The organism is Streptomyces sp. NPDC022552 (genome assembly GCF_055561875.1).
Genome location: NZ_JBVHGJ010000018.1, coordinates 64,867 through 91,548 on the forward strand (window position 1 = coordinate 64,867; position 26,682 = coordinate 91,548).

A 26,682-nucleotide genomic window follows, 5' to 3' on the forward strand; every position below is an offset into this window, starting at 1 on the left:
CTTGCTCAGGTCGCGTAGAAGAAGGCCGCTTCGAGTCCGAAGCGGAGGTACTCGTCGAGCCGCAGCAGGAGATCGCTCTCCCGTCGCGGGGTGAACAGCAGATGGGTCGCGCCCATCTCGCTCTCGTCGTCGGCACCACGCCGGATGGTGTCCGGCGTGGCGGTGCCGAGCTGGGCGTACGCGGGGTCGCCGTACCGGAGCGAGGTGAAGTGGGGGCGGGTGGCGCGGCGGATACCGGGTGGGTCGGCGGGGTCGGGGCGGCAGCGGTAGCGGCGGCCCGTGCGCGAGCCCTCGGGCACATAGCTGAAACGCAGGCACCCCTGCTGGCGGCGGCGGGCCCACACGGCGGCCTCCCGGGTGTCGCCCGGGGCGAGTTCGGCGACGAGCAAGGAGTTGGAGGCGTCGAGCTCGACGGCGTGGATGCCACCGATGACGGTGCATTCGCGCAGGTGGAGGCGGCCGCCGGGCTCGGTGCCCGCTCCCGTGGCCTGCGCGGCCGTGTCGGGGACGGTGAGTGGGCCGCCGTCAGCCGGCTCGGAACGCCCGCAGAAGGCGATCGCCGTCGGAGCGGAGGCGTCGACGACGCAGTCGGTGAGGGTGATGTCGGCTCCTTCGACGGCGACGATCGGGCCGAGGACGCACCGGGTGAGCCGCACGCTGGCGAAGGGGTCGAGGATGAGCAGGGAGGCCCGTTCGGGGTGGGCCGGCTCGCCTTCCTCGGTCCGGCTCTGGCCGGGCACCAGGGTGCAGTCGCGCAGCTCCACGGTGCGGTTGCCTCCGTCGCCCTGGTCCTCCAGGACGACGGGTCCGCCGGTGATCAGGAGCCCGTCGAGGACGACTTCGGTGCGCGGGCCCATCGCGAGGCGCAGGCCGTCCGGGACGACGACCGTGGGGCGGGTGGCGTCGTCGGCGCGTACCCAGACGGACGTGTCGGGGTTGCCCGCACCGGCAGTGGTGGTGCGGACGGTGTGCAGGTCCGCGTACCGGTCCGAGTCGGTGATGCGCAGCGTGCCGCCGTCGGCGAGTCCGTCGAGGAGGGACTGCTGTGCCTCGCCGTCGGCGACCTCCCGGTAGGGACGCGGGGGCGCCGCCTCGCCCCGCGCCGAACCTCGGGCGCCCAGCGGCACGGCGAGGCCGTAGTGGTGGGTGGCGACCGGCTTGGTGGTCGCGGGGAGGGCCGTACCGAAGTACACGCGGCCCAGTTCGGGGTCGACCGCGACCTTGCCCGCGGTCGGTTCGTGCGCCCACGCGCCACCGCCGCCGGGCAGGTCCGACAGGTCGCAGACGGTGACATCGGATGAGGGTACGGGGGTGAAGTCCCAGGCGCCGACGGCGGTGCGCACCCCCTGGGACAGCGACAGGCTGCGTCCGTCTCCGTAGAGGGCGTCGAGGCGGAGGGCCATCCGGCGACGGGTCAGCGGGAGGGGGACGTTCTCCGGTTCGGCGAGGTGGGTGATCTCCTCCTCGGTGCGTGGAGCAGCGAAGAGCGTCGCGTCGCTGCCCAGCGTGTCGAAGCGGTAGCGGCGCCGGTCACCCGGGGCGTGTGGGGTGAGCGGGGTGCGGTTCAGCCGCACGGCTTCGGTGCGCCAGAGGAAGATGCCGACGTTGGGGATGGCGTACCGCCCGGCGCGGCGGGGCGGGGCAGCGCTGACGGCACGGACGTCGGCGGTGTGGGCGAGGTCGTCGAAGGCGCCGTTCATCCGCGTGCCCCACGACAGCGCCTCCGGATCGCGCATGCTGGGGGTGGCCTGCGCGTGCGGTCGGGTGTGGTTCATGTACTGGGTCGTCACGAGGCGTTCGAAGAACTCGACGGCGCGGGCCGGCCAGCCCGTGACGTCCCGGGCCAGCTGTTCCAGCGCGGCGGCGGTGCCCTTGCGGCGCCGGTAGGCGATGGTGTGGGCCACCTCGGCACGTGGCGAGCGGACCTTCTGCGCCACTCCGTGCAGCAGGCGGTAGCCGATGAGGTCGCCGATGTAGGGCGCCACCCAGGGCGCGCAGGTCTCGATGAACTGGTCGTCGTAGAGCTGCTCCAGGTCCTCTTCCAGGACCTCCAGCTGGGTGGCGAGGACGTCGACGAACTCCCGCAGTGCCGCGTCCCGCTCCGCGTCGCGCAGGCGGTAGACCGCCGGCAGCAGGGCGTAGAGCCGGTCGGCGGCGGTGGGTTCGGGCTGGGCTGTGGTCACGGCATCTCCTCCAGCCGGTCGAACGGGGCTTCGGCGAGGGCGAGCAGCTCCGCTGCGACCGCCCGGCCGTGGGCGTCCACGGACGCCCCCGCGGCGGGGAGGCGGTTCTGCAGGCCAGGTTCCTCGCGGTACAGCAGGTCCAGGTCCACGGCGACGACGCCCGGCACGCTCGCCGCGACGGCCACCACCTGCGAGCGGTGGACGGGCGCGGCCAGTCCGCGAACGAGCGGCGCGTACGCCGCACGCAACGCGGCCTCGACGGCGGCGAGCACGGCCTTCGTCTCCCGTGCGGGGGCCACCCGCACGGTGAGGGCCAGCCGGAACCGCGGCTGACGGGCCGACAGGACCTCGACGCGGGCCAGCGGGTCGCCGTACCGGCGCAGGGCGGCGGTGAGGTCGGCGACGGTGGTGTCGGGGGCGGCCGCGCCGTCGGGGCCGCAAAGGCTGACGACGATGGTCCGCCCGGTCCGCAGCCGCAGCACGTCGGCCCGGGCGAGCGAGATCCCGGCGAAGGCGAGCGCGAAGTCGGCGTAGTCGCGCAGTGAGACGGCCCGGCCGAGGGTACGGGTGGCGAGCGGCACGGAGGCCCGGGCGTGCGCCTCGTCCTCGGGGTCGACCCCGCCGTCGGCGGCGACCGGATTGGTGACGGCCTTGACGCCGAGGGGGCGGTCCATGAGCAGGGAGAGCCGGTCGGCCGGCAGATTGCCGGCCAGGCCGAGGCCCTTGCGGTACGTGGCACGGACGTTGTGCGATCCCGAGGGGAGGCGCGCGCCGCGTACGCCGTCTCCGAACGCCACCACCACGGACCCGTCGGGTTCGTCCCGGGTGGTGAAGACCCGGTCGCCCGCCTCGGCCCCGTGCAGGGTGGGCCGTTCTCGCCAGGCGACCTCGTCGGCCCGGACGGTGAGCGTCGAGGCGAAGCCCTGCGGGGTGTCGGCGCGGACGTGGGTGAGCGGGCCGTGCAGGAGCGGCATGGTCTGGAAGGGGCGGCGGGCGTCACCGTCGCCGAGGACCTGGTGCACGGTCTCGCCGTGGGTGGCCTTCACGACGTTCCCGAAGAGCACGGTGCTCGCGCGTTCGTAGTGGTGGCGGGGCGGTGCGGTCAGCGTGATGCGGGTACGGTCGCCCTCGTCCCGTACGGAGTCGAGAAGGACGACGACCTCGGTCGCCTGTTCCTCGGTCCCGCCGTCGAGGCGGCCCGACAGGACGAGCCGGCGCCCGGGGAGCATGGCGGTCGCGTCGCCCTCGACGAGGAAGGAGTCGGTGGTGACGGGGTCGGGGTCGGGTGCCTCGACGACGGTGAGGGGTTCGGAGACGGCGAAGACGGTCACGTCGCGAGGTGACTCGAACGGGGGTCCGTCGGCACGGGTCCTGCGCGAAGGGCGCTGTTCGCCCTGCAGCTTCAGACGGGTGACGGTGCCCGACACGGCGAACTCCGAGCGGGAGAACTCGGTGCGGTCCACCACCTTGTAGAGCTCCCGGTAGAAAGGGATGTCCTCGTTCGCCTGTTCCTGTTCCTGGGACACGACCACGTGTTCCTGGGACAGGACCACCCAGGACCCGACCACGACGTCGGGTTGTGATCCGTCGAGGTCGACGACGGTGAGGGGTTCCCCGAATTCGGAGATTTCGGTGACCGCCTCGAACTTCGGCCACTCCAGGTCGCTCGCCGCACCCCCGTGGACCGACGCGTATCCGGTGCGGAATTCGGCGTTCATCGCGGCCCACACCGGCGCGTTGTGGCCGAACACCCGCAGCCGCTTGCGCAGCACGAAGACGTCCGGCTGATCCGCGGGCGGGTTGTACGGGGCGTCCGATCCGAGTCCCCGGTCCCAGCGGACGTGCGTACGCCGGTGCGGCGGGTCCGGCTCGACGCCGGTCACCAGCCGTACGTCCCACCTGTCGTGCGCCAGGTCGTCGCTCGCGAAGAGGATCGCGTCGCCGGTCCGGACGGGAAGCGTGTCGCCGGCGAACCAGGCGTCGACGCTGTCCTTGACCGGTGGACGAGGCGTGGTGGGGACGATCGGCAGGGCGTTCCACGCGGCGTGCGCGAAAAGCTCCTCCACCGTCTCGAAGAGCTGCGGCAGTTCGCCGGGGCCCGGCACGCTCTGGACCCTGAGCCCGATGGGCAGGTCGACGGCCGCGGGGGGTGACGGCGGGATGAGACCGGGGTCGGGGGGAAGTCCGGTCGGCTGCGCGGCCTGTGGGGGCTTCTCCAGGGAGAAGGCGAGGTGCGTCTCGGCGGCGACACCGGGCGCCGGCCGGTAGGCGACGAGCCGGCCGAGTTCCTGGAGCGAGACGCGTTCGGTGGCCGTGCGGAGGTACGACTCGTTGGCGAGACGCTCGTTGTAGAAGGTCAGGACGTCGCAGGCGACCGCCCAGGCGTCGATCAGGGCGATCGTCGGGTCGCCGGCGTCGCGGGTGAGGAGCCGGTTCAGCCGGGGGCGGCTCGGGTCGGAGAGGGCGGTGACCATGCTCGACCGGAAGTCACCGTGGACGCCGCTGCGGTACGCGATCTCGGGGAGTCCGGGCCGGTTGCCGAGTGTGCCGGGGGTGCGCGCGGAGGTGCCCGAGCAGCAGCCGCAGGTTCCGTCGTCGCCGACGAGGGTGGTGTCGGTCACCGGCCGCCTCCCAGGGTGAGGTCGAGCATGCCGCGCTCGGGGAAGTTCGGGTCGTTGTCCAGGCGGGCGATCTCCAGGCGCCCCATCGCCAGGACACCGCTGTCGAGGCCGCTGGTCTCCGGGAGGCGCTGTCGTTGGAAGGTGTGGACGTCCACCGACTCGACTCCGGGCACGGCGTGCACCTCGGCGAGGACGGTGGACAGGTGCACCGGCTGGCCGAAGGTGAGGCGGTCGGGGTGGAACAGGCCGCGGCCGCCGCCCGGCAGGGTGGAGTCGCCGAGCCGGGCGAGCACCGCGACCCCGACGTCGGACCGCAGATGGGTGCGCTCCACGCACACCCGCAGCCCGATCTCCAGCGGTACGAACACGGGGCCGTCCACCTCCAGGTCGTAACCGGCCAGTCGGTACCGTTCGAGCCGGGCGCGCAGCTCCCGCTCGAAGGGGGCGTCGACGGGCTTTCCGCCCCGCCGGTCCGCGGTGACGAACACGCTGTGCCAGGAGCCCGTCCACCGGAGGGTCGCGGCCGCGCGCTGGACGGCGCCGACCCGTTCCGTCACCTCGGCCCAGTCCGCCTCGGTCACCGCGCGTTCCTGCACGGCGAAGGCCCGGGGCGCGTCGCGGCGGATCTCCTCCGGGGATTCGGGGTCGGTGCCGCCCACGGCGGGCAGCGGGTTGCGCACCCAGACGACGCCGCCGGTGTCCGTCACGGCGTGGGCGATCGACTCGGCACCCACGTTGCCCGCGCGGCCGTTGCCCACCCGGTACCGGGCGTAGAACCGTGTGCCCTCCTTGGGGCGCATCCCGTGTTCGTCGTCCCCGAAGCGCAGCCGTACGGTCCCGTCGTGTTCGGCCTCGACGGTGAATTCCGTGGCCGCCGCCGCGCTGTCCAGCAGATCGGGCCGCACCTGCCAGTACCGGAAGTCGCCGCCGAGCTCACCGTAGAGGTCGATGGCCGGACGCGCCTCGCGGGGCGCGGCGGCGCGGACGGCCGACGCGGGGGCGCGCTGTTCCGACACCAGCAGCTGGTCCCACATGAGGACGACCCGCAGGACGGTCGTGCCGTCGCTGATCGACCAGACCGGGTCGGCGCCCCGGACGGTGACCGTCTCGCCCGTCGGCTGGCGCTCGTGGGAGCGCAGCAGCGTCCGGAGCGCGTCGTCGTAGGTGAGCGCGGTCAGCTCGGCCAGCAGGGCGGGTGTGGCGACGTGCTGGAACAGGATCGCTGCGGGGTGCGCGACGGCGTGGGTGAGGGGGCCGCGGGCGAGCGTGGGGCGGTAGCGGGCCGGTACCGGTCCGGGCGGGGTGGTCCCGCCCTGGCCGGGTCGGTCCACCCGGCTCAGGCGGGGTCCCGGCACGGGTCCGAGGGGTTCGCCGGGGGCGTCCGTTCCGGGGACGGTCCGCCCGTGGTCGGCGAGGACGATGTTCCCCCAGGCGCGCGCGGTCTCCAGGGCGCCCTCGACGACACCGAGGCAGAGCGGGAACGGCAGGGCGTCCTCCTCGTGCCAGACGATCTCGGTCACGGGCAGCGGATCGGCCGTCTGGGGATCCTCGAACAGGCCGCCCACCGGGTCCTCGGAGCCTCGGACGTCGACGAGGCGGACGGCCCAACGGCGGGTCGGGTCGGCGTCGGCGGGCTTTCCGGTGGTCGGCGACACGGTTTCGGCGAGCACCAGCACGTCCCCGGCCCTCAGCTGCGGGTGGGCTCCGCGCAGGGTCGCGGACGTCGCCCCCATGGGCAGGCAGCAGCCCTGGTCGCCCCAGGTGTGGAAGCGCATCTCGGCCAGATCGGCGTGGAGTACGGCCGGGTCGACGGTCTCGAAGACGACCGGCTGCGCCGCGAGCGCCGACCGGTGCTCCTGGGACCCCGTCTTCATCACCGCCGGTAGGTCCGGGACCGTGGTCAGCAGCGGAGTGCCTGCGGGGAGCTCCACCGCCGCTCCCTCCTCGACGCCGATCCGCACCCAGACGCGGGCGTTGCTTCCCTCGTGCACGCGGTAGTCGACGAGCCGGGCGTGCCGGCGGAGCGAGATCCGGCTGCGGGCGGTCCCGAGGTATGCCTCGGTCGCCACCGCGTCCTGACGGTAGGACAGCTCGTCCGCGACGTAGGCGAGGACTTCCACCAGGACCGTTCCGACGTCGGCCGGGTTGCGCTCGGTCCACTCGGGTGCGAGCAGCGAGATCCGGTCCAGCATCAGCCGCCGGAACCCCTGGTAGTCCTTGGCGAGGTAGTCGATGGCGGGGGTGACGGACGGCTCGGGCGGGCAGGTGTCGGCCGGGGCGCAGTCGAAGTCGCTCGGGCACTCGACCTTGAACGCGAACTCGGCCTCGGCCAGTAGCGGGTCGAATCCGGCGGGCGGCAGGTCCGATTCGGGGCCGGAGACGAGCCGGAGCCGGTAGGTGGAGAAGTCCCCGCGCTGTTCCGTGCGGACGACGATCACCTGGTCGGGTTCGTCGATGCCGACGAGCAGTTCGGGCGGTACGTCGCCGCTGTCGCCCATGGCGGCCCACTCGACGGTCACGGCCGGGATGCGTTCACCGCCCTCGACGACGATGTTGTCCCGGTCGAGTCCGGTGGGCACGGACCGCACCAGCCGGACGTACAGGACGCGTTGGCGCAGCTCGGGGGTGGGCGCGGCGGTGTCGAGGACCTCGACGTACTCGATGCCGTTGAGGTCGCTCAGGGCGCCCGCCTGCTGGAGTGCGAGCAGGCGGCGCGGCTTCTGGCACGGGAAGCGGGTCATGGGCGGCCGCCGGAGGTACGGACGGTGGCGACCGCGCGGGTGCGGGTGCGCAGGACCACGTACGAGACGGTGACCAGCAGAGCGGAGTCGACGGCCTCCACCTCGACGCCGTCGGCGGTCAGGACGTGGCCGAGGTGCTGTTCGAGGGCGCTCTGCACGAGGTACTGCGTGGTCGCCGCCGCCTCGGGGCCGCCCGGTTCGAAGACGAGCTGCAGGAGACCCGCCCCGAAACCGGGCCGCATCACCCGCTCTCCGGGCGAGGTGAGCAGCAGCTGCTCGATCATGTCCCGCACGTGCTCGTCCGGATCGGTCGTCGCCGTGCGGCCGCTGCCGCCGATGTCGTAGGGGTGATCGATGGTCATGACGCCTCCCTCATGAGGCGATGGCCCGGGTCTGGGCGGCCAGCGGGGTGAGTGGGGTGCCGGTGGGGGTGCACACCGAGCTGCCGGACTGCAGGGCGACCGGTTGGCCGCCCGCCAGCACCCGTACCGCGCCGGCGAGCCACTGGGCTGTGACGCAGGGCGGGGTGGGGGTGCCGGTCAGCCCGCATGCGGCCACGACGTACGGGGTGGCCAGGGTCACGACGGGCTGCCCCGAGACCGTCACCCGGGGGAAGGGCGTGGTCGGCGTGGCCTGTCCGGCGTGGGTGCACAGGACGGTGGCGCCGAGGTGGAGGATCGGTCCGGGCATCGGTCACACCACCGTCAGCGCGCCGAGGTTGATGTCGGTGGTCGGCCCGGTCAGGGAGATGGTGGCGCCCTTGCCGTTGCTGATGACGATGCCGACGTCGCTGACCGAGATCATGGCTCCGGTCGCCGTGGTGATCAGGATTCCCCCCGTCGGGCCGGGTGCGTCGCTGATCACCAGGCCGTTCTTCAGCGTGGTCTGCAGGGTGATGCCGGCGATGCCGGGCGGCACCGCGTGGGACAGCAGGGGGACCTCGGCCGGGCTGCCCCAGTAGCCGCCGACCCAGACGGGGTGGTCGGCGTCGCCGTGCTCGTACTCGATCCAGACCCCGGAGCCGATGGGCGGCACGGTGAAGACACCGGTGTTGATCCCGGCGAGCGGCAGGCAGGGCATCGCCCACGAGGACACGCTCGGCGAGACGTCGGGGACGAGGGCCTGGATCCGGCCCATCCTCAGGGGGTCGACGTTGTTGGCGACGGTGCCGCGGTACTTGCCGACGTAGCCGGTCACGGGGGCGGTCCTGGCCTGGGTCATACCGGCACCGCCGGGACGGTGGAGACGACGCCGTTGCGGGCGAGCGAGAACGTCTGGGTGTACGCGCCGCGCCGGATGTCGTGCGTCACGCGGGTGACGTAGTAGAGCCCGTCGAAGGCGGTACCGGCGCCGCGTACGCCGACCAGTCTGCGTGAGCGCAGCACATGGCCGTACTTCGCGACGTCGAGGGTGCCGGTGCCGAACACGGCGTCGGAGTGCTGGGCGGCGTGGGCGACGCCCTTCATCACGGCCGCGAGCGGACTGAGGTTCGCGGTGTCCGTCATACGGTGCAGCTTCGGCGGGATCGGCGGGACGAGGCCCAGCGGTGGCCGGATGGGGGCCACGTCGGGGATGGGCAGGTTCAGCGGGGCCTTGCTCGTGCGTTCCTGGATCGCGACGATGGGAAGCTCCCTCTTCTCCTTGTCGAAGGTGAAGTTCAGGGTGGCGACGTTGTCGTGGGCGGCGTCGAGACCGACGTTGAGCGCGGGCTGCGGCGCTCCGAGCCGGATCTCCGGTCCCCAGTACGCCTTGCTCACGCCGGGCACCGGTCCGGGTTCGATGTAGAAGACGTGGCCGACCTCCTTGGCGAGGGCCGTGACGTAGGCGTAGTCGGTGCCCTGGTGGACGGGGATGCGGTCGACCGGGATCGGCACGTCCTCCAGGAGGCTGGGGATCACGAGCGGCGCGCAGCCCAGTGCCGCGTACTTCGAGAGGACGGTCAGGGCGCGCACCGCCGGCGACATCGCCGGGTAGGGCAGGCCGTCGAACGGCACGAGGTCCATGACGCAGGTGAGGTCCTTGCCCTTCACGTGGAGCACCGACGTGGGGCCGGCCGCCGTCATGTCCTGGTGCGTCACGACACCGTCGACGAGGACCTCGGTGACGCCCCGCACCGTGACCGCGACGACGCAGCGGAACACCGGTACGGAGACCGGGAAGAACGCCTGGACCGGGGAGTCCTTGGGGATCGAGAAGGTCAGCTCGAAGCCGCTCTGCGCCTCGCCGGAGCCGCTCTCGACCTTGAGGCCGGTCAGCGCGTCGATGACGAAGCGCGGCGCGGGCACGGGGACGGCGGGGCCGAGGAACAGCTGCAGCCGTACGGGTCCCGGGGGCAGGTCACGCATCGGCCGCTCCGGGCACGCCCTCGGCGAGGGTGATGCGCAGCCGGCGACCCGGCGGCAGTGTCATCCGGGCCGGGTCGATCACCCCGTTGGCGTCGGCGAGCCGCCACCACAGCTCCGGATCGCCGAGCAGGCCGGCGGCGAGCAGGTCGCGGCGGTCGCCGGCCACGGTCGCGTACTCGTGGAGCAGCGCGAAGCGTTCCGGAGCGGGGCACAGCCGGCGGCGGAAGTACGGGACGGGCGGGGCGGGTTCTTCGCCGGGGCCGGTGGGTCGCAGGTGGGCGGTGACGCCGACCGTGGCGTAGCGGCTGGTCGACGGGAGCGAGACGGTGGGCACGGCACCGGCCGCGAGGAGTGCCTGGAGCGGGTCGGGCATCTCAGATCACCTCCAGTCCGAGGGCGGACAGGGCGGCAGAGCCGCCGCGGGCGGCCAGCGCTTCCTTGTTGCGCAGATGGCTCATGAAGAGCGCTCCGCCGCGGTGGCCGAACCCGAGGTCATCGACGGACAGGACGCGCATGCCGAGGGTGACCTTGGCGCGGATCGGGTTGAGCGAGGTGTCGAAGGCCTCCTCGGCGATCGACAGCTCGGTCACGCGGACCGGCAGGACGCGCTGCCGGCTCCATACGAACAGCGTCAACGGTGTCTCCATGGGAAGGACTTCGAGCACTCCCCTGGCTGCCAGGGCGTCGTTGGCCGCGAGGGCGGTGGCCCGTGGGTTGACCAGCAGCTCCAGGGCGGCGAGCTGCGGATGGATGCCGAACTCGACCGTGCTGCGGTTGTCGGTCGGGAACTCGAGCCGGTCCGTCGCGTCGATCTCCGCCTCCAGGCGCAGCGTCTCGACCGCGACGCCCTTCAGTCGCAGCGCCTGCCCGGTGTCTCCGCCCGCGGCCTGGACGGCGACGGTACGGGTGAGGGCGTCCGGGTTGTACTGGAGCGCGATCGTCCGCAGGGCGCGACCGGAGGTCACGTCCACCTCGACGAGGCCGCCCTTGACGACACGGGGCGAGATCACCGTGCACCTCCCAGGGCCGTCCAGATCGCCGTCGCGGCCTGCGCCCCGAGCGCGGCGGCGCTCGGTGCGGGGATACGGGCGGGCCGGGGGCGCACCACGGGGACGGTGCCTCCGGTGAGGCCGGCGGGGTCGGCGCCGGCCGCGAGCGCGCCGAGCTCCCGCTCCAGACCGGACACCACCGATCCGGCCTGGGCCGGCGTCAGGCCGCGCAGCACGATCTCGTCGACGACGATCCGCACCCTCGGCGCCCCGGCGCTCATCGCGTGTCCCCGGTGCCGCGGAGGAAGTCGCCGAGGGACAGCGTGCCGGCGCTCGCTCCCGGCCCGCCCGGGAAGGCGCCGTCCGGCTCCGGTGGGACGGGCGCGTGCGCGGCCGGGGGGACGGCACGGATCTCGACCCTGCCGATGCTGATGGTGACGGCCGACGCCGGTTCCGCGACGGCGACGACGGGCGGAAGCGCGGCGTGACGGGGAACCACGGTCGGCGGTACGGGTGGTGGAGTCGGTACGGGTCGGGCGACGGGCACCGCGACTGCGTCCCCGCCGCGCGTCGGTCGCACGCCGCCTTGGTCGGGTGCCGCGGCGCGTCGGCGTGGTCGGAGCTCGTCCGGCTCCTGGTCACCGGCCAGGACCCGGGGGGTGCTGCCCTCGGTCACGGCGGAAGGCCGTAGGGCCGGTGCGCCTGCCGGTAGGGCCTCGGCGATCGCGGACGGCGAGGGAACCGGGGTGGCCAGCGGCGGCCGTGACGGCACGGCGGACCGGTCCTCGGCGCTCCGCGCGACGCCGGTGGGCTCGTGCGACGGGGTGTCGGCGACGAGGGCCGGTGGAGTCGGAGTCACGGGGGCGGGCCGGACGACCGGTGGCGAGCCGTGCGGCGCGACCGTGGGCAGGGCGAGGGAGGCGTCGTCGGCAGGGCCCCGGTCCCTCCCGGTTCCCCGGCCGGCCTCCTCACCGTCCCGCGGAGGCGCGCCCGGAACGCGTACTCCCTCGGAAGTGGCGTCCTCACCGGTCCCGGCGCGTTCCCGGGAAGGCCGTTCGGCTGCGGGAGGGGGCGGCAGGAGCGGGACGGTGGCCGGACGGTGGCGCCGCCCGGAGGCCCGGGTGGCGAGCCGCAGCAGCAGATCGGTCATGGCAGCTCCCCGGTGACGATGCGGACGTAGTGCTCCCGACGCGGCTCGCTCAGCGCGAGCACGTCGGTCTCGGACCAGCCGTAGGCGCGGGCGAGCGCGTCGACCTCCATCAGCAACTGCCGTCCACGGGACTCGACCTCGGCCCATACGAACGCGGCCACGTCGAAGTCGGCGGTGAACGCGTGCTCGCAGTCGGGACACCTGAGGTCGACCAGCAGGTCGGCGAGCGGGTCCGCGGACGCCATGGCCTCGGTCAACGCCTCGCGCACCGCGGCGGGGAGACCGTCGGCGGCGCGGACCACCGGGCGATCCTCGTGCCGCAGGCTCAGCAGGCATCGCTCCAGCAGCAGCACCGCGCCGCGGTCCGGGTCGTCCGCCTCGGGCCCCTCGGCCACCGCCTGGAGATCGCGGTACGAGGGGCATCGCCAGTCCACCGCGTATCCGCCGTGCAGCAGGGGCGGTGGGGAGTCGACGATCTTGTCCTCCAGAGCGAGCAGTGCGTCGGTCGTGGCCTGGAATTCCACCGTCGCGTGGCAGCCCGGGCAGCCGACCGTGGCCGCCATCCGGGGGCCGGCCAGCGCGTTCCGCAGCCGCAGCAGCAGCGCGGTGACGCGACCGACGGGCCGTTCTGCCAGCGGGACGCGGACCGTGCCGGTGCAGGTCCCGTCGTCGGCCGCGGTGGCCAGGGCGAGGGCACGCGTCTCCGGTGAGGTGTCCCGGGACTCGTCCCACAGCCGCAGCACGTCGCCGGCGGACAGTGCGCGCACATCCACTCCTACGGCTCGACGAACGAGGGCTCTTGCGGCTCGACGACGTCCACGTCCCGCTCCCAGCCCTCGTGTTCGAGCTTGAGGGTCTGGATGGCCACGGCGTTGGCGTTGGAGTCGAGTTCAGGAAGGGACTGGAACTCGGAGACCCAGGCGCGGAAGACCTTGTACGCGAGGACGAGCTGGCCCGCCTCGTTGTACAGCTCGATGATCAGGTCCTTGCGGAAGTCCTTGAGGGAGACCTCGGCGCCGAGCCCGGAGCCGAAGTTCCAGACCTTGTTGGCCCACTGCTCGAACTCGACGTCGTGGGTCACCCCGCGGGTGAGAGTGATCGCCTCGTACTTCGTGCGGCCCGGTGACTTGCGCGCGGTGGAGGGGTCGGCGCCGTCGCGGTGCTCGACGACCTCGGTTGTGCGCTTGAGGGCGCTCACCTTGCTGACGCCGGCGACGAAGCGGCCGTCCCATTTCACGCGGAACTTGAAGTTCTTGTACGGATCGAAGCGCTGTGCGTTGACGCTGAACTGTGCCATGGGGTCGGCTCCTAGGCGGGGATCTGGCCGGCGATCTGCTGCAGGCGGAGGACGACGAACTCGGCGGGCTTGAGCGGAGCGAAGCCGACGAGGATGTTGACGACGCCGAGGTTGATGTCGGTCTGGGTGGTGGTCGTCGCGTCGCACTTGACGAAGTACGCCTCGCGGGCGGTCTTGCCCTGGAAGGTGCCCTGCCGGAAGAGGGTGTTGAGGAAGGCGCCGATGTTCAGACGGAGCTGGGCCCACAGGGGCTCGTCGTTCGGTTCGAAGACCGCCCACTGGATGCCGCGGAAGAGGCTCTCCTCGATGAACAGGGCGGTGCGGCGCACCGGTAGGTACTTCCATTCCGAGGCGATCCGGTCCGCGCCGTTGCGGGTGCGGGCCCCCCAGACCACGTGCCCCGCGCCGGGTGCCAGCCGAAGGCAGTTCACCGCGACCGGGTTGAGCAGCCCGATCTCGCCTTCGGTCAGCGGCACCGACAGCTCGGTCACCCCGGACAGGGTCGCGTCGAGCCCGGCCGGAGCTTTCCACACTCCCCGGGTGGCGTCGGTCCGTGCGATCACACCGGCGACGGCCCCGGAGGGGGCGAAACGCATGACCTGGTTGTCGCGGAGGGGATCCGGCTGCCTGATCGCGGGGAAGTAGACGGCGGCGTTCTTGCTGCTGGTGAACGTCGCCGCGCCGGACACGGCCGGCGCCGCGGAGGTCCAGCCCTGGGGCGGGTCGAGCACGACGACGGCGCGGCGCTTCTCGGCGTAGGCGACGGCTGCCGTCACGATCGCGGGATCGACGTCACGATCGCCCGGATCACCGCTGCCCGAGTAGGGCGGGATGACGAGCAGATTGAAGAGATCGGCGTGCTCGAGGGCGAAGAGCCCCTTCTTCTCCGTCTCGAAGTTGGCTCCGACGATGTCCGCGGCGGCGATGGCACCGCCGTCGCCGCCTCCCGAGGCGTTGGCCTCCACCGGGGAGTTGTTCTGCGGCGAGGTGGGGAGCGACACGGTCGGGTCGGTCCGGACGAGCGTGGACTCGGCCGCGAGCACGAGGTCCACGCGGCGGGCCGCGCCGAGCGCGTAGGAGACGTTGCGGAAGACCTCCTTGATCCCGGTTGCCGAGTCGACGACGGTCAGGTTGAACATCGTTGGGTCCTTCGACCCGTCGGCGTTCGTCCGGACGTCGTTGTCCACGGTCACCTTCAGCTTCGCCCCCCAGGCTCCGGGCGAGGCCGCGTTGAGCTTCAGCCTCTTGTTCCCGCTGCCGATGCTGATGGTGGCGGTGTCGTCGGAGGCAGCGGCGTGGACCCGTACGACGAGGGCGGTGCCACCGCCCTGTTGGAAGAAGTCCCTTACGGAGTAGCCCAGATGGCTCTCCGACCAGAGGCCGCCGAAGGTGCGCTCGAAGTCGGCGTAGGACGTCAGCGTGACGGGCTTGTGGAGCGGGCCGCGCAGGGCACGGCCGACGAACGCGGTGATCGAGGTGGGGACACCGGTGATCGTGCGCACGCCGCTGGACAGCTCTTCCACGTACACGCCGGGGTAGGACAATTGCACCGGCATCTGCTTTTCCCTCCGCCAGGTCGTCTGTTGTGCATGGCTTATCCCGTACGTGTCACCACGGCGTCACCGCTCGATCACCGGCCGAATCTCGCGGAGCGACGATCTGTCCCCTTGCCATCGCCGTCAGCCGTGCGGAGGGCCGCAGCCCCAGCTCCGCGTCGAGCAGTCTGCGGAACCACTCGTAGTGCCGGACCGCGTCGACGGCGTTCCCCTCGGAGAGGTGCACGGCGATGACCGCCCTGCTGGCGCTCTCCCGCAGCGGCTCCAGGCGGACGGCCTCGAAGGCCAGCTCCAGAGCGCCGGCGTGGCAGCCCTGCACGGCCATGCGTTGGGCTGCCGCCTCCAGTGCGTGCAGCCGGAGTTGGCGGGTGTGCTCCTGCTCGAGCAGAACCCACTCGTCGTACCACCCCGGCAGCAGCTCCCCGGCCCTGAGCAGCCAGGCGTAACCGTCGTCGTCCGCCGGCGGCGGCTGGGCGCCGGCGGACGGTCGCAGTATCAGCCTGACGCGGTTGGTGAACTCCCGGTGGTCGACGACCGTGTCCGGTGCCAGGGCGACGTTCATCCCGTGGGCGACCACCAGGTTGGGTGTCGCCCGGTTCACCCGCCACACGGCGGTCCGCAGGCTGGCCAGCGACTTTTCCTCGGGCGCCTCGGGCCACAGCGCGGCGGCGGCCACCGATCGGTTGGCGCCGATCCGCAGCGCGAGATAGGCGACGAGTCGCTGCCCGCTCGGCGGCACGGCGACGGCACGGCCGGCGCACAGCACTGCGAACCCGTCGAGGAGCCGGATGGTGGTGGGAGGGGAGGCGACGCTCGGTACGGACATGAGGTTCCTCACGCAGGGTGATGATCGAGCGATTCGATCGCAGAACGTAGCCGAGAGGCGGTGGGTACGAGCGGACGACGCGACCACGCAACCGCCCCTGGCGGGATGCCAAGAGGCCTCACGACCCGGCCCTCAGGCATCCGGATCGCGGGTCGGGTGTCGACGTACCGGGTGAAGCGTTTCCGAGGGATCAAGTTGACGATCCGTCGCGTAACCACTGCTCAACGCGGCTTCGCCCGGCGCGACTTCCGTACGCGCTCGCGTCGCACGAGGAAGGTCGGGGTCTTCAGTCCTGGGGTGGCAGAAGGGGGCCGAGTGGGCCCAGGTCGAGGTTGAGGTCGGCGAGCGTGTAGCCGTGCTCGGCGCAGAGGTCGGCCAGGGCGTCGTGCAGGGCCATCAGCGTGGCGCCCAGCTCCTCCTCCTGGTCGTCGGTGAGGTCGCCCGCGTCGACGCGGCGCAGGGCCTGCCTCTCGATGAGCTGACGCACCAGCTCCACCAGCGTGAGGACCAGTTTGAGGAGGTCCTCCTCCACCGACTCACGATCGGCACGGATGCGGCGTGCCGGACGCGCCGGTTCGCCGGCTCGGGCGGCGGGCGGTGCCTGAACGAGGCGGAACGCGTCGCCCAGCGTGGCACCGACCTCGCGCAAGGGCGGGGAGGTGTGCCGCCGGGCGTCGGGGAGCGCGTCCGTGTCCGGGGAGGCTTCGCGCTCCCTCCGCGCCCCGCCCTCCTCTGTCACGCCTGCCTCCGGTCCACTGTCGTGAACGGGTCCGACTCCGCGTCCACGGACACGATCAGGGCCCTGAGCGAGATGCGGACTAGGTCGATGTCGGCGATCGACAGCACGATGTCGCCGGAGAGGACCACTCCCCCGCTGAGCAGCCTGTCGAGCAGATCGACCAAGGCCACCTGGCGGCCGGGCAGGGACTCGGTGGGCCGTGAGACGGTCATGGCGCTCGCCCCTCCCTGTCGGCGGAAGGCTGCTGCGCGGCGGACGGCTGGGAGGCTGACGGCTCGGAGGCGGGCGGCGGCGGCATGGCGAAGGAGTACGGGGCCCATGGCCCGGTCACCTCGATGCGTACGCCGTCGACGTCCTCCACCACCCCGGCGAGCGCGCTCCGGAACTCGTCGGCCTGGTCGGCCGGGACGAGGTAGGCGTCGTTGAGGACGTTCTCCTCCGGGCCCGCCAGTTCGCCTCGTTGAGCCGGGTGGCGTACGCGGTGGGTGCTGAACCGGGAGGCCAGAGCCTCGACGCGTTCGGCGGCGCGCTCGGCCAGCTCGTACCGGCTCTCCTGTGCGCGGTGCTGTGCCCTGCGGCTTCGGAGATACGCCTTGCCGGGGCTGAGAGGAGCGGCGTCCGGGGAGTCGGCGGGACTCCCGCCACCCTCGGGAGGTCCCGTGGGAGTGACGTACAGCTTGACGCCCAACTCGCTCCGGCCGTGCAGCAGGGAGAGCCGCTCGACGAAGGCATGCCGCTGGGCGGCGAGAGCCTTCCGGGCGCGGCCGTCGCTCTGGTACACGGTGGCCATCCGCAGCGGGAGGACGGTGTCGTGGCGGGCGACCGACTGGACGACTTCGTGATGGGCGCGGGCGACGCCTTCCAGCCACTCCAGATCCTCGAAACGTTCCTTCAGGGTCGGTTCGTCGAATTCCTCCGGCGAGACGCGGCTGGTGACGAACGCGACGGCATCAGGACTGCCCGGAACTGTGTCGGTGCCGGTACCGGTGTCGGTGTCGGTGTCCGCGTCCGGTTCGCGCTCACCGAGGAGGAACACGGGCGCTCCTGAGATGCCGCGGACGCCGGTGAGGGATTCGCGCAACGCCCGCGTGTCCGCAGCGACGGCGTAGACGTAGGTGAGTCCGTCCTGACCGTTCATGTCTCACGCCCTCGCGGCGCTCGGCGGCGGGGCCGTGGTCCGTCTTCCTGCCCCTCCTCCGTGGCCGTCCCGGTGTCCGTGTCCTCCTCCGCGTCGGACGGCTCCCGACCGGTGTCCAGCGAGTCACGCCTCAACTCCTCCAACTCCGCCCGGAGTCGCCGGTTCTCCTCCGCGAGGGGGCCACCGGTGTGCTTCGAGGAGAGCGACGGATCGTGCTCCCACCAGTCGATGCCCATCTCCTTCGCTTTGTCCACGGAAGCGACCACGATCCGCAGCTTGATCGTCAGCAGTTCGATGTCGAGCAGGTTGATGCGGATGTCCCCGGCGATGACGATGCCCTTGTCGAGGACGCGCTCCAGGATGTCCGCGAGATTGGCGGACGAACCCGGTCCGTACGGCACCGGTGCCGCGCGGGAGGGAACGGACCCGAACCGGTCGGGCAGGGGCTCAGACACGACACCGTCCTCGATTCCCGGTCATGACATCCCCTGCCGATAGGCCGTGATCTCATCCAGCCGGTCGATCAGCTCGTCCTCGCGCTGATCGAACGTGTCCTGATCGATCTCCCCGCGCACGAGCCGGCCCTCCAGCTCCGCCAGCTCCCGCCAGATGGGAGCGGGGTCGTAGTACTCCTCCTCGGCCTTCTCCGTCACGCGCTCGGCGACCCAGACGACGCCGCGCACCGGGGCGAGAGGGAGGGTGAGCAACTGTGTCAGCAGTCCCATCCCGGTCGTTCTCCTTTCCGCATCGCTACCGGCCGCGAGGTGGCGGACGTCGTCACTGTACGAAGCTGTACGGTGGCAGAGGGCCGCTGAGCCGGCACTCCACGCCGCCGTCGATCTCACGGGCGATGTTCGACTGAGCCGTCAGGAAGTCGTCCTTGCGGTCGTCGGGGATCAGCAGGGAGAGGTTGAGGAAGTCATTGCCGGACGCCGGCCGCACGTTGTGCTCACGGGCGAACGGGAGAAGTGCCTCGACCAGCCCGGACGCCAGAGCATCCTGCCTTTCCTGAACCTGTGTCGCCACCAGTCGTCCGAGGGCCAACGGCAGCTGTGGATCCTGGTCCCCCGCCCGTATCCGCTCGTTGAGCTCCCGGGCTTCGGGCGATTCCCACAGGATCTGCCGCAGGAGCACCTCCTCGTCCTGGGAGGCTCTCAGGTGGTACTCGGCGCATCCGTCGAGCCGTTCGAGCGTGGCAAGGTAGACGTCCGCGTCCCTGCGGAGCACCTCCAGCACCGACGAGTCGTCGTCGGCGGTGTAGCCGAACTGCAGGGGCAGGACGGGGCCGTCCCGCATCAGGCGTTCCTGCACTTCCTGGTGCGTCAGCAGGTCACGTCGCTTGGGCCGGATCACCTCGGAGATGTCGCTGACCACCGCGCACAGCGACTCGGAGGCGACGGTGCGCACCGGAGAGGGATCGGATCCGACGCCGGGCAGTTCCTTCAGGTCGAGCGGGTGGTTCTGCGCGGTGATCGCGTAGACGTAGAGGGCCATCGGTCACTCCTTGTCCCGGCGCGTCGACCGTCGGGCCGGCCGCTTCCGCCTGGGAGCGGGCTCCTCCTCCGGCTGCTCCTCTTCCGGTTCCTCGTCGGGCTCCTCTTCCTCGTCGCTGCCGGACCCGGTCAGGGACTCCTTCACCGCGTCGACCGCCCCGCTGAGCGCGCCCTTGGACTTACCGTGGGCCCCGCCCTCCATCATGCCTCCGACGACCTCGGGGAGCTGGGCCGGTGCCTTGCGGCCCGCCTCGAGGTCGAGCCTGTTGCATGCTTCGGCGAAGCGCAGGTACGTGTCCACGCTGGCCACGACGATGCGGGCGTCGATCTTGATGATCTCGATGCCCACCAGTGAGACGCGCACGAAGATGTCGATCACCAGACCGCGGTCCAGTATGAGCTCCAGGACGTCGTAGAGACTGCTGGAGCTCCCACCGCCCCTGCTGACTGGGCCGCCGCTCTGCGGCACCATGGTCATGGCGCCTCCCTTCACGGCCAACCGGTCTCAGGCCGGCCGATCGATCATTCCGCGGTTGTAGCGACGAGTCCGTTCGAAGGAGATCAACGCGCCTTCTTCGTCCAGCGCCACCTTGTAACTGGCCAGCACACTCGTCGTGTCGGGGATGCGCTCCAGTTCCACCACCTCCACCTGTGCCTCCCACCCCGACTCGGTGGGTTTGAGCGAGGAGACGGATTCGGGCGGTCTGCCGAGCAGCTTCGCGAGTTGGCCTGCGGCCGAACTCATCGCCGAGGCCGCGTCGACCTTCTTTTTCGCCCGGCTCGGCGCAGAGCGCCGGCGAGCGGGTGGGCGCTCCTGCCGTCCGTCGTCGGCGGCACGAGAGGCAGCCCGTCGAGGGCGAGCCGGGTCTGCTGCGGCCATATGTCACTTCCAGAGGACGTACCGCCATTAGAGGCTAGAATTTCATCTTATAGGGGTAAATGTCATGCCCGGGAGCTCCAGCTCCCTACCGCCCGAGCGGCGGCCTATTGCGGGTGACGGTGCGGTTGCGCGGCCCGGACCTGGAGCCCCGTTCGAGGGGACGGTGGGCCGCAGACGCCCGGTGAAGGGACAGGTCATGCAGGACACGACCAAGATCGCCCTCGCGGCCGCGGTGGCCGGGGGCTACGTACTGGGACGGACGAAGAAGGGTCGCCTCGCCTTCACCGTGGCGACCTACCTGGCGGGCCGGCGCTTCGGCCTCGAGCCGAAGCAGCTCGTGACGCAGGGTCTGAGCATGCTCAAGGACATTCCGCAGGTCGCGGAGATAGGCGATCAGCTGCGGGGCGAGGCCCTGGATGCCGGCCGTCAGGCGCTCAGTGCGGCGGCCAACCGCAAGCTCACCGACCTCGCCGACTCGCTCCACGAGCGCACGTTGGCGATCGGCAGCAGCGACGAGGACGAAGGGCGTCCCGAGGACGAGGAAGAGGGCGAAGAGGAGTACGAGGACGACGAGTTGGAGGATGAGGAGGAGCCCGAAGAGGAGGAAGAGGAGCCCGAGGAAGAGGAGCCCGAGGAAGAGGAGCCCGAGGAAGAGGAGCCGGAGGAAGAGGAGCCGGAGGAACCGGAGGAAAAGGAAGAGGAGCCCGAGGAGGAAGAGCCCGAGGAAGAAGAGCCGGAGGAAGAAGAACCCGAGGAAGAGGAGCCGGAGGAAGAAGAGCCGGAGAAGCAACCGTCACGCCGGCCCCGAAGCAGGACGTCCTCGGAGTCCCGTACACGTAAGGCATCACAGGGCCGCCGCACCACCAAGTCGGCCACCCCCGCCAAGAAGTCAGCCCCTCCGGCCAAGAAGTCAGCCGCTCCGTCGAAGAAGTCAGCTGCGAAGAAGACCGCCGCGAAGAAGCCGGCTGCGAAGAAGACGGCGGCACCGAGGAAGACGGCAGCCAAGAAGAGCAGTGCGTCCGCGAAGAAGACCGCTCCCGCGAAGAAGACCGCCAAGTCCGCGCCCGCGAAGAAGACGACGGCGCGCAAGACGGCAGCGAAGAAGGCGCCCGCCAAGAAGGCGCCCGCCAAGAAGGCGCCCGCGAAGAAGACCGCGGCCAGGAAGACGACGGCACGCAAGTCGGCAGCGAAGAAGACGGCAGCGCGCAAGCCGTCGACGCGGAGGTAGGTCATGGCATCGGAAGACCGCAGCCAGAAGAAGGAGTCCGGCTCCGGGATGGAGCGGCTGTTCAGCGAACTGGGCGACTTCCTCACGGCCCAGACCGGCCAACTGGCCGAAAAGGCCACCGACAAGCTCGGGGACGTCACCGACCAGCTCAACGACGTGGCCGAGGGCAGCGGCAAACTCACGGACATCGGCGGTCGCATGCTCAAGGGGGACTCGCCGGTCAAAGCGATCGTGGGACAGCAGTTCGGTGCCATGAAGGACAAGGTCACCGATGCCGCGTCGAACCTGTTCGGCAAGGGCAAGGGCAAGCGGAAGAGCGGGAGTCAGAAGATCACCAGCATCGTCGAGACGATGGACGTGGGCGCTCCGCTCCGCAGGGTCTACGACCACTGGACCCAGTACGAGGACTTCAGCGGATTCACCAAGGGCGTGCGCGACGTCTCGCAGGGCGACGAGACCACCAGCGACTGGAAGGTCAAGGTGGGGCCGTCGACCCGTAGTTGGAAGGCGACCGTCCAGGAGCAGGTCCCCGACGACTGCATCGTCTGGACCTCCGAGGGAGCCAAGGGCTCGACGAGAGGCTGCGTCAGCTTCCACGAGCTCGGACCGTCCCTCACCCGGGTCCTCCTCACCGTCGAGTACTACCCCTCGGGCTTCTTCGAGAAGACAGGAAACCTCTGGCGCGCCCAGGGCCGCCGGCTGCGGCTGGACATGAAGCACTTCCGCCGTCACGTCACGCTCACCGACGACGAGCCGGAAGGGTGGCGCGGAGAGATCCGCGACGGCGAAGTGGTCCGCACGCACGAGGAGGCTCTCGAGGCGGAGGAAGCGGAAAAGGAAGAGGGCGAACCCGGCGAGGAGGAAGACGAGTACGAAGAAGGGCAGGAGCCTGAGGAGGGCTACGAGGACGAGGACGAGGAGGGCTACGACGGCGAGGAGGAGGACGAGGACGCCGAGCCCGAGGAGGAGTACGAGGAGGAGGACGAAGACGAGGACGAAGAGGGTTACGCGGACGAAGACGAGGACGAAGACGCCGACGAGGACGAGGACGAGGACGAGGACGAAGAAGAAGAGACAGTCGGTCGCCGCCGGCGTCGGCGCTGATTCCTTCTCCCGTTTTCCCCGTCGCACTGCCGATCCCCACGGCAGAGGAGCGGCCGTTCAAGGGCCGCTCCTCTGCCGTGGGGATCGGGCTACCACCGGATGCGTGGTCCGGTTCGGCGGGCCGGTCAGTGCTTCAGCGTGTCCTTGGCTTTCTGAGCGGTCTGCTTCGCGTCGGCAGCGGCCTGCTCCGCCCGCCCCTTCATCTCCAGGCTTTCGTTCCCGGTCGCCTTGCCCGTGGTCTCCTTAACCTTGCCCTTGGTGGACTTCGCCATGTTCTTGGCCTTCTTGCCTCCGGCCATGACCGTCACCTTTCCCTGACCATTCGTGGAGCACCCGTCGTCCGGCGGGCGCCTCTGTTCGGCTACCCCCAGCACCTTTCCATACGCCTGATTCACTCGCATTTCTGCACGTACATCAGGGTTCGGATCAATGTCTGGGCGGCCCGCTGCCCTGGCGCGCCGAGCGCGTCCCGGGCAGCGGGATGACGACGGTGCGAGGCCGCGGGGGATCAGCGCTCTCAGCGCTTGAAGGCGTCCTTGCCCTTCTCTTTGGCCTCCCGGGCCTTGCCGCGTGACTCCAGAGCGGTGCCCTTCGCGGTTGTGGCCTTGTCGCCATGCACGCGACTGGTCTTCCTCATCGCCTTGCCGAGCATCTGCTCGGCCTTGGCCTTGGCCTTCTCCTTGGCGCTCATGCCGGTCCTTTCCTCGGCGGTCTCATCCAGCCCCTACCCGCGACCCAGCAGCAGAATCGGCAGTTCCGCGTACGAATTGTCCCGGGACGCCTTCCCGGCTGCCGACGCGCCGTTCTCGGGCCCTGAGACCCTCCTCGCGGCGCGACGCGGCCCCGGGCGGCGGCGGCGCCCGGGGCCTCCGGTCCGGGGCCGGCCCGGAGCTCCTCACGTGCCCGGTCGGCCCAGGGGGCTGGTGTCGACGCCTCGGAGCAGTTCCGCCGCGTCCTCGTACACGGCCGCGGCTCCCGCCTTCTCCAGTTCGCCGCGGGACGTACCGCCGGTGAGGAGGGCGACGCAAGGCAGTCCGGCCCGGCCGGCGGCCTCGATGTCCCACACCGTGTCGCCGACGAAGACGGCGTTCTCCGCATCCGCCCCCACCTTCTCCAGAGCCCGTTCCACCAGGTCGGGGGCGGGTTTCGTGGAGTCCACATCGCTGCCGGCGGTGGCCGCCGCGATCACCTCGTCGGCGTCGAGCGCACGCCGGATCGCGGCCACCTCGTCCTCGGACGCCGAGCTGGCCAGGACCACTGTCCAGCCCCGGGCGGCCGTGGCCCTCAGCAGGTCGGCCGCTCCTTCGAACGGGCGGAGGACGTCGTACCAGACCGCGTAGAGCGTCCCGTGCGCGTCGGCGAGCGACGCGTCCTCCGAGCGCGACCGGTTGGAACCGAGGAGCTCGTCGAGGATCCGGTCGGCGCCCATCCCGATCGCCCGGTGGATCCGTGCCATGGGGACCTCGTGGCCGTGTTGCCGCAAGGCCTGCCACCAGGCGAGCGTGTGCAGGTACGTGGTGTCCACGAGCGTGCCGTCGAGGTCGAACAGAGCCGCGCTCGGCCGTTCCTGTCCCGTGTGTGCAGGCATACCGGTCTCCTGTCTCTGTGCCGCTGCGGGTGCCCGTTCGGGGTGTCATGATGCGCTCGATCAGCGCCCCGCTCACTGCCCGCTCGCTCAGGGCCGGAAGAGCACCTTCACCGCCCCGTCGCTCTTCTTCTGGAACATCTCGTAGGCGGACGGTGCCTCGGCCAGCGGGAGCCGGTGCGTGGCGAACGAGTCGACGCCGAGCGGATCGTCGTCGCCGAGCAGCGGCAGAAGGTCGTCGACCCAGCGGCGGACGTTGGCCTGTCCCATCCGCAGCTGGATCTGCTTGTCGAACATCGCCAGCAGCGGCATCGGGTCCGCCATCCCTCCGTACACGCCGACGACGGAGATGGTGCCGCCCCGGCGTACGAGCTCCACCGCGAGGTACAGGGCGGACAGCCGGTCGACGCCGAACCTGCGCATGAGCCGCGACGCGAGTGCGTCGGGCAGGAACCCGACCATCGCGTGCAGCCCCTTGGCGAGGGGCGCGCCATGAGCCTCCATGCCCACGGCGTCCACGACCGCGTCCGGGCCCCGGCCGTCGGTGAGGTCGAGCACACGGTCGACGAGTCCGTCGCTGTCGGCGGACAGGTCGAGAGTGTGGACTCCACGGGCCGCGGCGCGCGCGAGGCGCTCAGGGACCAGGTCGACCCCGATGACGGTCTCCGCGCCCTGGTGCAATGCGATCCGGGCGGCCATGTCGCCGATCGGCCCGAGCCCGAGTACGGCGACGGATCCTCCGGGCGGGATGTCCGCGTACGCCACGGCCTGCCACGCCGTCGGCAGCACGTCCGACAAGTAGACGAAGCGGTCGTCGGGCGGTCCCGTCGGCACGGGTATCGGCAACTGGTCGCCGAACGGGACCCGTAGGTACTCCGCCTGACCGCCCGGCACCTGCCCGTACAGCTTGGTGTAGCCGAACAGCGCGGCACCCGAGCCGTACTCGTGCACCTGCGTCGTCTCGCACTGAGAGTGCAGGCCCCGCGTGCACATCGCGCACGTACCGCAGGAGATGTTGAAGGGTACGACGACGCGGCTGCCGCTCCGCAGGTTCCGCACCTCGGGGCCCACCTCCTCGACCAGGCCCATGGGTTCGTGACCGAGGATGTCCCCCGCGTCGAGGAACGGCCCGAGCACCTCGTACAGATGGAGGTCGGAGCCGCACAGCCCGGTGGTCGTGATCTTCACGATCACGTCGGTCGGCTTCTCGATCACGGGATCGGGCACCGACTCCACGGACACGTTGCGCTTGCCTTGCCATGTCACGGCCTTCACCGATCCACCTCCCGGAGTCACCGCGCGACTGCCCCGGTCGGATCCCGCCATGCACGGCCGCGGCGCGCGCCGGCGTCAGGTGACGGGTTCGGGGGGCGGTATCGGACCGGGCAGCGGGCCGGGATGCGGATGTGGCTCGGGCCGCGGCCCGGGCTGCGGCCGGGGGTCGGGTTCCGGCTGCGGCGGCGCCGGCGGCACGGGATCGGGCCCGCCCGGCGAGGGAACGGGACCGGGGAGCGGCCCCGGCTGGGGGCCGGGACCGGGGCCCGGTGCGGGGGTGGGACTCGGTGGTACGGGATCGTTGGGAGGCGTGCCCGTGGTGACCACCTCGCTCGGAACGGGCCTGGGCAGGGGCCCCGCCGGCCCAGGCGAGGCCGGGAGTGCTGCCGCGGACGGTGACGCGCCGTCCCCTGCGGGGGACGGCTGGTGATTGCTGACGACTCCACTCATGCGTCTACGCGTGCCCGCGAGCCTCCTGTCCATGCCGGGGGCGCGCATCGCGGAGTGGAGTCGCGCTGCGTCGACGGCCCTGTGGGGCGGGGAGACATACTGGATGTGTGCCCTGGCCAACGCCGAACCTCGGCAGATTGCGCGAGCGGGCCGGTGAGTCTCTGCTCTACCGGGTCGCGGGCCCCGAGGCGCATCAGAAGCGTGCGCGCATCCACGGCACGCCCGGGCCCCGCTGGTTCGGCCCCGACCGTCCCGTACGGCTCGTACACGCGGACGCCTCGATGTACATCGGCGGCCTGGCGGCCCTCCTGCTCCAGTCGCTGCACCCGACCGCCATGGCGGCCGTCGCGGCGCACTCCGGATTCCAGGGGGACCCGTGGGGCCGTCTCCAGCGGACGAGCACGTTCCTGGCCGTGACGACGTTCGGCACGAGTGCGGACGCGGAGCGGGCAGTGATCCGGGTCCGGGAGGTGCATGGGCGGATCCACGGCACGACGGATGCCGGGACGCCGTACAGCGCCTCGGATCCGCATCTGCTCACCTGGGTGCACGTCGCCGAGACGGAATGCTTCCTGCGGGCCTACCAGCGGTACGGGAGGCATCCGCTGGCCCCGTCCGGGGAGGACGGGTACGTGACCGACATGGCGCGGGTCGCGCGGAGCCTGGGCGCCGAACGCCCGCCCGAGACGCGGGCCGAACTCACCGCTCGGCTCACCGCGTACCGCCCCGAGCTGCGCGCCACCCGGGAATCGCGCGAGGCGGCGCGCTATCTGCTGTCCGACCCTCCGCTGCCGGCCCTTGCCCGCCTTCCGTACGGGTTCCTGGCGGCCGCGGCGGTCGACCTGCTGCCCACCTGGGCGAGGGACTGGCTGGATCCGCCCCCCGCCACGCGCGTCCTGCTGCCGCTGGCACGGCCCGGAGGTCGCGCGATCACCACCACCGTCCGCTGGGCCATGTCCTCCGTGCCACCGGCACAGGCGGGCCTGCGACAGGATCCCGAGTAGCCGGGGTTCGCCCCGCGGACCCGGGGCGGCCCACCGTCGGCACGCGTACGGTGCGGCTACCGCGGGCAGGGGTTCGCC

30 protein-coding genes are annotated in these 26,682 nt (G+C 71.6%); 3 read left to right on the forward strand and 27 right to left on the reverse strand.

Annotation, left to right across the window (positions count from 1 at the left end):
* Window positions 1-5: 5 nt before the first annotated feature.
* From ACZ3OF_RS32660 to ACZ3OF_RS32770, 23 genes are all read right to left on the reverse strand, one after another.
* Window positions 6-2,183: a hypothetical protein gene (locus ACZ3OF_RS32660; protein ID WP_467308414.1), complete on the reverse strand. Its 2,178-nt coding sequence runs from the start codon at window positions 2,181-2,183 to the stop codon at window positions 6-8.
* Window positions 2,180-4,804, reverse strand: coding sequence for a baseplate J/gp47 family protein (locus ACZ3OF_RS32665; protein WP_467308416.1), 2,625 nt, complete (start codon window positions 4,802-4,804; stop codon window positions 2,180-2,182). Before ACZ3OF_RS32665 ends, ACZ3OF_RS32660 begins: the two co-directional genes overlap by 4 nt.
* The gene (locus ACZ3OF_RS32670; RefSeq protein WP_467308418.1) at window positions 4,801-7,545 is read right to left on the reverse strand and encodes a putative baseplate assembly protein; all 2,745 of its coding nucleotides are present in this window, start codon (window positions 7,543-7,545) and stop codon (window positions 4,801-4,803) included. Before ACZ3OF_RS32670 ends, ACZ3OF_RS32665 begins: the two co-directional genes overlap by 4 nt.
* Entirely contained in the window at window positions 7,542-7,907 is a 366-nt protein-coding gene (locus tag ACZ3OF_RS32675) for a GPW/gp25 family protein (RefSeq protein ID WP_467308420.1), read from the reverse strand. Before ACZ3OF_RS32675 ends, ACZ3OF_RS32670 begins: the two co-directional genes overlap by 4 nt.
* A 10-nt stretch (window positions 7,908-7,917) precedes the next feature.
* Window positions 7,918-8,235: a hypothetical protein gene (locus ACZ3OF_RS32680; protein WP_467308422.1), complete on the reverse strand. Its 318-nt coding sequence runs from the start codon at window positions 8,233-8,235 to the stop codon at window positions 7,918-7,920.
* A gap of 3 nt (window positions 8,236-8,238) precedes the next feature.
* The gene (locus tag ACZ3OF_RS32685; RefSeq protein WP_467308424.1) at window positions 8,239-8,766 is read right to left on the reverse strand and encodes a phage baseplate assembly protein V; all 528 of its coding nucleotides are present in this window, start codon (window positions 8,764-8,766) and stop codon (window positions 8,239-8,241) included.
* On the reverse strand, window positions 8,763-9,890 hold the full coding sequence (locus ACZ3OF_RS32690; RefSeq protein WP_467308426.1) for a hypothetical protein: 1,128 nt from the start codon (window positions 9,888-9,890) through the stop codon (window positions 8,763-8,765). Before ACZ3OF_RS32690 ends, ACZ3OF_RS32685 begins: the two co-directional genes overlap by 4 nt.
* Window positions 9,883-10,263 carry a hypothetical protein gene (locus ACZ3OF_RS32695; RefSeq protein WP_467308428.1) on the reverse strand — a complete coding sequence of 127 codons (381 nt, stop codon included), beginning with the start codon at window positions 10,261-10,263 and terminating at the stop codon, window positions 9,883-9,885. The genes ACZ3OF_RS32690 and ACZ3OF_RS32695 overlap by 8 nt, the downstream gene beginning before the upstream one ends.
* A gap of 1 nt (window position 10,264) precedes the next feature.
* Window positions 10,265-10,900 (reverse strand): hypothetical protein, encoded by a 636-nt coding sequence (locus ACZ3OF_RS32700; protein WP_467308430.1) that lies wholly within the window; start codon window positions 10,898-10,900, stop codon window positions 10,265-10,267.
* On the reverse strand, window positions 10,897-11,160 hold the full coding sequence (locus ACZ3OF_RS32705; protein ID WP_467308432.1) for a hypothetical protein: 264 nt from the start codon (window positions 11,158-11,160) through the stop codon (window positions 10,897-10,899). The genes ACZ3OF_RS32700 and ACZ3OF_RS32705 overlap by 4 nt, the downstream gene beginning before the upstream one ends.
* The gene (locus tag ACZ3OF_RS32710) at window positions 11,157-12,029 is read right to left on the reverse strand and encodes a hypothetical protein (RefSeq protein WP_467308434.1); all 873 of its coding nucleotides are present in this window, start codon (window positions 12,027-12,029) and stop codon (window positions 11,157-11,159) included. Before ACZ3OF_RS32710 ends, ACZ3OF_RS32705 begins: the two co-directional genes overlap by 4 nt.
* A complete protein-coding gene (locus tag ACZ3OF_RS32715; RefSeq protein WP_467308436.1) occupies window positions 12,026-12,796 on the reverse strand; it encodes a hypothetical protein in 771 nt (256 codons plus the stop codon). Before ACZ3OF_RS32715 ends, ACZ3OF_RS32710 begins: the two co-directional genes overlap by 4 nt.
* Before the next feature lie 8 nt (window positions 12,797-12,804).
* Window positions 12,805-13,326, reverse strand: coding sequence for a phage tail protein (locus ACZ3OF_RS32720; protein ID WP_467308438.1), 522 nt, complete (start codon window positions 13,324-13,326; stop codon window positions 12,805-12,807).
* Between the two features lie 11 nt (window positions 13,327-13,337).
* Window positions 13,338-14,882 carry a phage tail sheath family protein gene (locus ACZ3OF_RS32725; protein WP_467308440.1) on the reverse strand — a complete coding sequence of 515 codons (1,545 nt, stop codon included), beginning with the start codon at window positions 14,880-14,882 and terminating at the stop codon, window positions 13,338-13,340.
* Window positions 14,883-14,934: 52 nt separating this feature from the next.
* Window positions 14,935-15,708 carry an AfsR/SARP family transcriptional regulator gene (locus ACZ3OF_RS32730; RefSeq protein ID WP_467308442.1) on the reverse strand — a complete coding sequence of 258 codons (774 nt, stop codon included), beginning with the start codon at window positions 15,706-15,708 and terminating at the stop codon, window positions 14,935-14,937.
* Between the two features lie 286 nt (window positions 15,709-15,994).
* Window positions 15,995-16,447: a gas vesicle protein K gene (locus tag ACZ3OF_RS32735; RefSeq protein WP_467308445.1), complete on the reverse strand. Its 453-nt coding sequence runs from the start codon at window positions 16,445-16,447 to the stop codon at window positions 15,995-15,997.
* Window positions 16,444-16,659, reverse strand: coding sequence for a gas vesicle protein (locus tag ACZ3OF_RS32740; RefSeq protein ID WP_361432109.1), 216 nt, complete (start codon window positions 16,657-16,659; stop codon window positions 16,444-16,446). Before ACZ3OF_RS32740 ends, ACZ3OF_RS32735 begins: the two co-directional genes overlap by 4 nt.
* Window positions 16,656-17,585: a GvpL/GvpF family gas vesicle protein gene (locus ACZ3OF_RS32745; protein WP_467308447.1), complete on the reverse strand. Its 930-nt coding sequence runs from the start codon at window positions 17,583-17,585 to the stop codon at window positions 16,656-16,658. Before ACZ3OF_RS32745 ends, ACZ3OF_RS32740 begins: the two co-directional genes overlap by 4 nt.
* On the reverse strand, window positions 17,582-18,040 hold the full coding sequence (locus ACZ3OF_RS32750) for a gas vesicle protein (RefSeq protein ID WP_361679239.1): 459 nt from the start codon (window positions 18,038-18,040) through the stop codon (window positions 17,582-17,584). Before ACZ3OF_RS32750 ends, ACZ3OF_RS32745 begins: the two co-directional genes overlap by 4 nt.
* Before the next feature lie 21 nt (window positions 18,041-18,061).
* On the reverse strand, window positions 18,062-18,310 hold the full coding sequence (locus ACZ3OF_RS32755; protein WP_467308449.1) for a gas vesicle protein GvpG: 249 nt from the start codon (window positions 18,308-18,310) through the stop codon (window positions 18,062-18,064).
* A 52-nt stretch (window positions 18,311-18,362) separates the two neighbouring features.
* Complete coding sequence (locus ACZ3OF_RS32760; RefSeq protein ID WP_467308451.1) at window positions 18,363-19,079, reverse strand: GvpL/GvpF family gas vesicle protein; 717 nt, start codon at window positions 19,077-19,079, stop codon at window positions 18,363-18,365.
* 3 nt (window positions 19,080-19,082) lie between these two features.
* On the reverse strand, window positions 19,083-19,556 hold the full coding sequence (gvpJ, locus tag ACZ3OF_RS32765) for a gas vesicle protein GvpJ (protein ID WP_361679230.1): 474 nt from the start codon (window positions 19,554-19,556) through the stop codon (window positions 19,083-19,085).
* A 27-nt stretch (window positions 19,557-19,583) separates the two neighbouring features.
* Window positions 19,584-19,958: a gas vesicle protein GvpO gene (locus ACZ3OF_RS32770; RefSeq protein ID WP_361679227.1), complete on the reverse strand. Its 375-nt coding sequence runs from the start codon at window positions 19,956-19,958 to the stop codon at window positions 19,584-19,586.
* Between the two features lie 196 nt (window positions 19,959-20,154).
* Here ACZ3OF_RS32770 and ACZ3OF_RS32775 point away from each other — a divergent pair, with 196 nt between their 5' ends.
* Both ACZ3OF_RS32775 and ACZ3OF_RS32780 read left to right on the forward strand, forming a co-directional pair.
* Entirely contained in the window at window positions 20,155-21,186 is a 1,032-nt protein-coding gene (locus tag ACZ3OF_RS32775) for a histone H1-like repetitive region-containing protein (protein WP_467308454.1), read from the forward strand.
* Between the two features lie 3 nt (window positions 21,187-21,189).
* The gene (locus tag ACZ3OF_RS32780) at window positions 21,190-22,290 is read left to right on the forward strand and encodes an SRPBCC family protein (RefSeq protein ID WP_467308455.1); all 1,101 of its coding nucleotides are present in this window, start codon (window positions 21,190-21,192) and stop codon (window positions 22,288-22,290) included.
* A 125-nt stretch (window positions 22,291-22,415) separates the two neighbouring features.
* Here ACZ3OF_RS32780 and ACZ3OF_RS32785 read toward each other — a convergent pair whose 3' ends face one another.
* From ACZ3OF_RS32785 to ACZ3OF_RS32800, 4 genes are all read right to left on the reverse strand, one after another.
* Window positions 22,416-22,589, reverse strand: a complete 174-nt coding sequence (locus ACZ3OF_RS32785) for a CsbD family protein (protein WP_361679218.1) — start codon at window positions 22,587-22,589, stop codon at window positions 22,416-22,418.
* 218 nt (window positions 22,590-22,807) lie between these two features.
* Window positions 22,808-22,981 (reverse strand): hypothetical protein, encoded by a 174-nt coding sequence (locus tag ACZ3OF_RS32790; protein ID WP_361679215.1) that lies wholly within the window; start codon window positions 22,979-22,981, stop codon window positions 22,808-22,810.
* A gap of 204 nt (window positions 22,982-23,185) precedes the next feature.
* Window positions 23,186-23,878, reverse strand: coding sequence for an HAD family hydrolase (locus ACZ3OF_RS32795; protein WP_361679212.1), 693 nt, complete (start codon window positions 23,876-23,878; stop codon window positions 23,186-23,188).
* Between the two features lie 87 nt (window positions 23,879-23,965).
* Window positions 23,966-25,150, reverse strand: a complete 1,185-nt coding sequence (locus ACZ3OF_RS32800; protein ID WP_361679209.1) for an alcohol dehydrogenase catalytic domain-containing protein — start codon at window positions 25,148-25,150, stop codon at window positions 23,966-23,968.
* A gap of 557 nt (window positions 25,151-25,707) precedes the next feature.
* On the opposite strand from ACZ3OF_RS32800, the gene ACZ3OF_RS32805 reads away from it, so the two are divergent.
* Window positions 25,708-26,604, forward strand: coding sequence for an oxygenase MpaB family protein (locus ACZ3OF_RS32805; RefSeq protein WP_361679207.1), 897 nt, complete (start codon window positions 25,708-25,710; stop codon window positions 26,602-26,604).
* The last annotated feature ends 78 nt before the right edge of the window (window positions 26,605-26,682 follow it).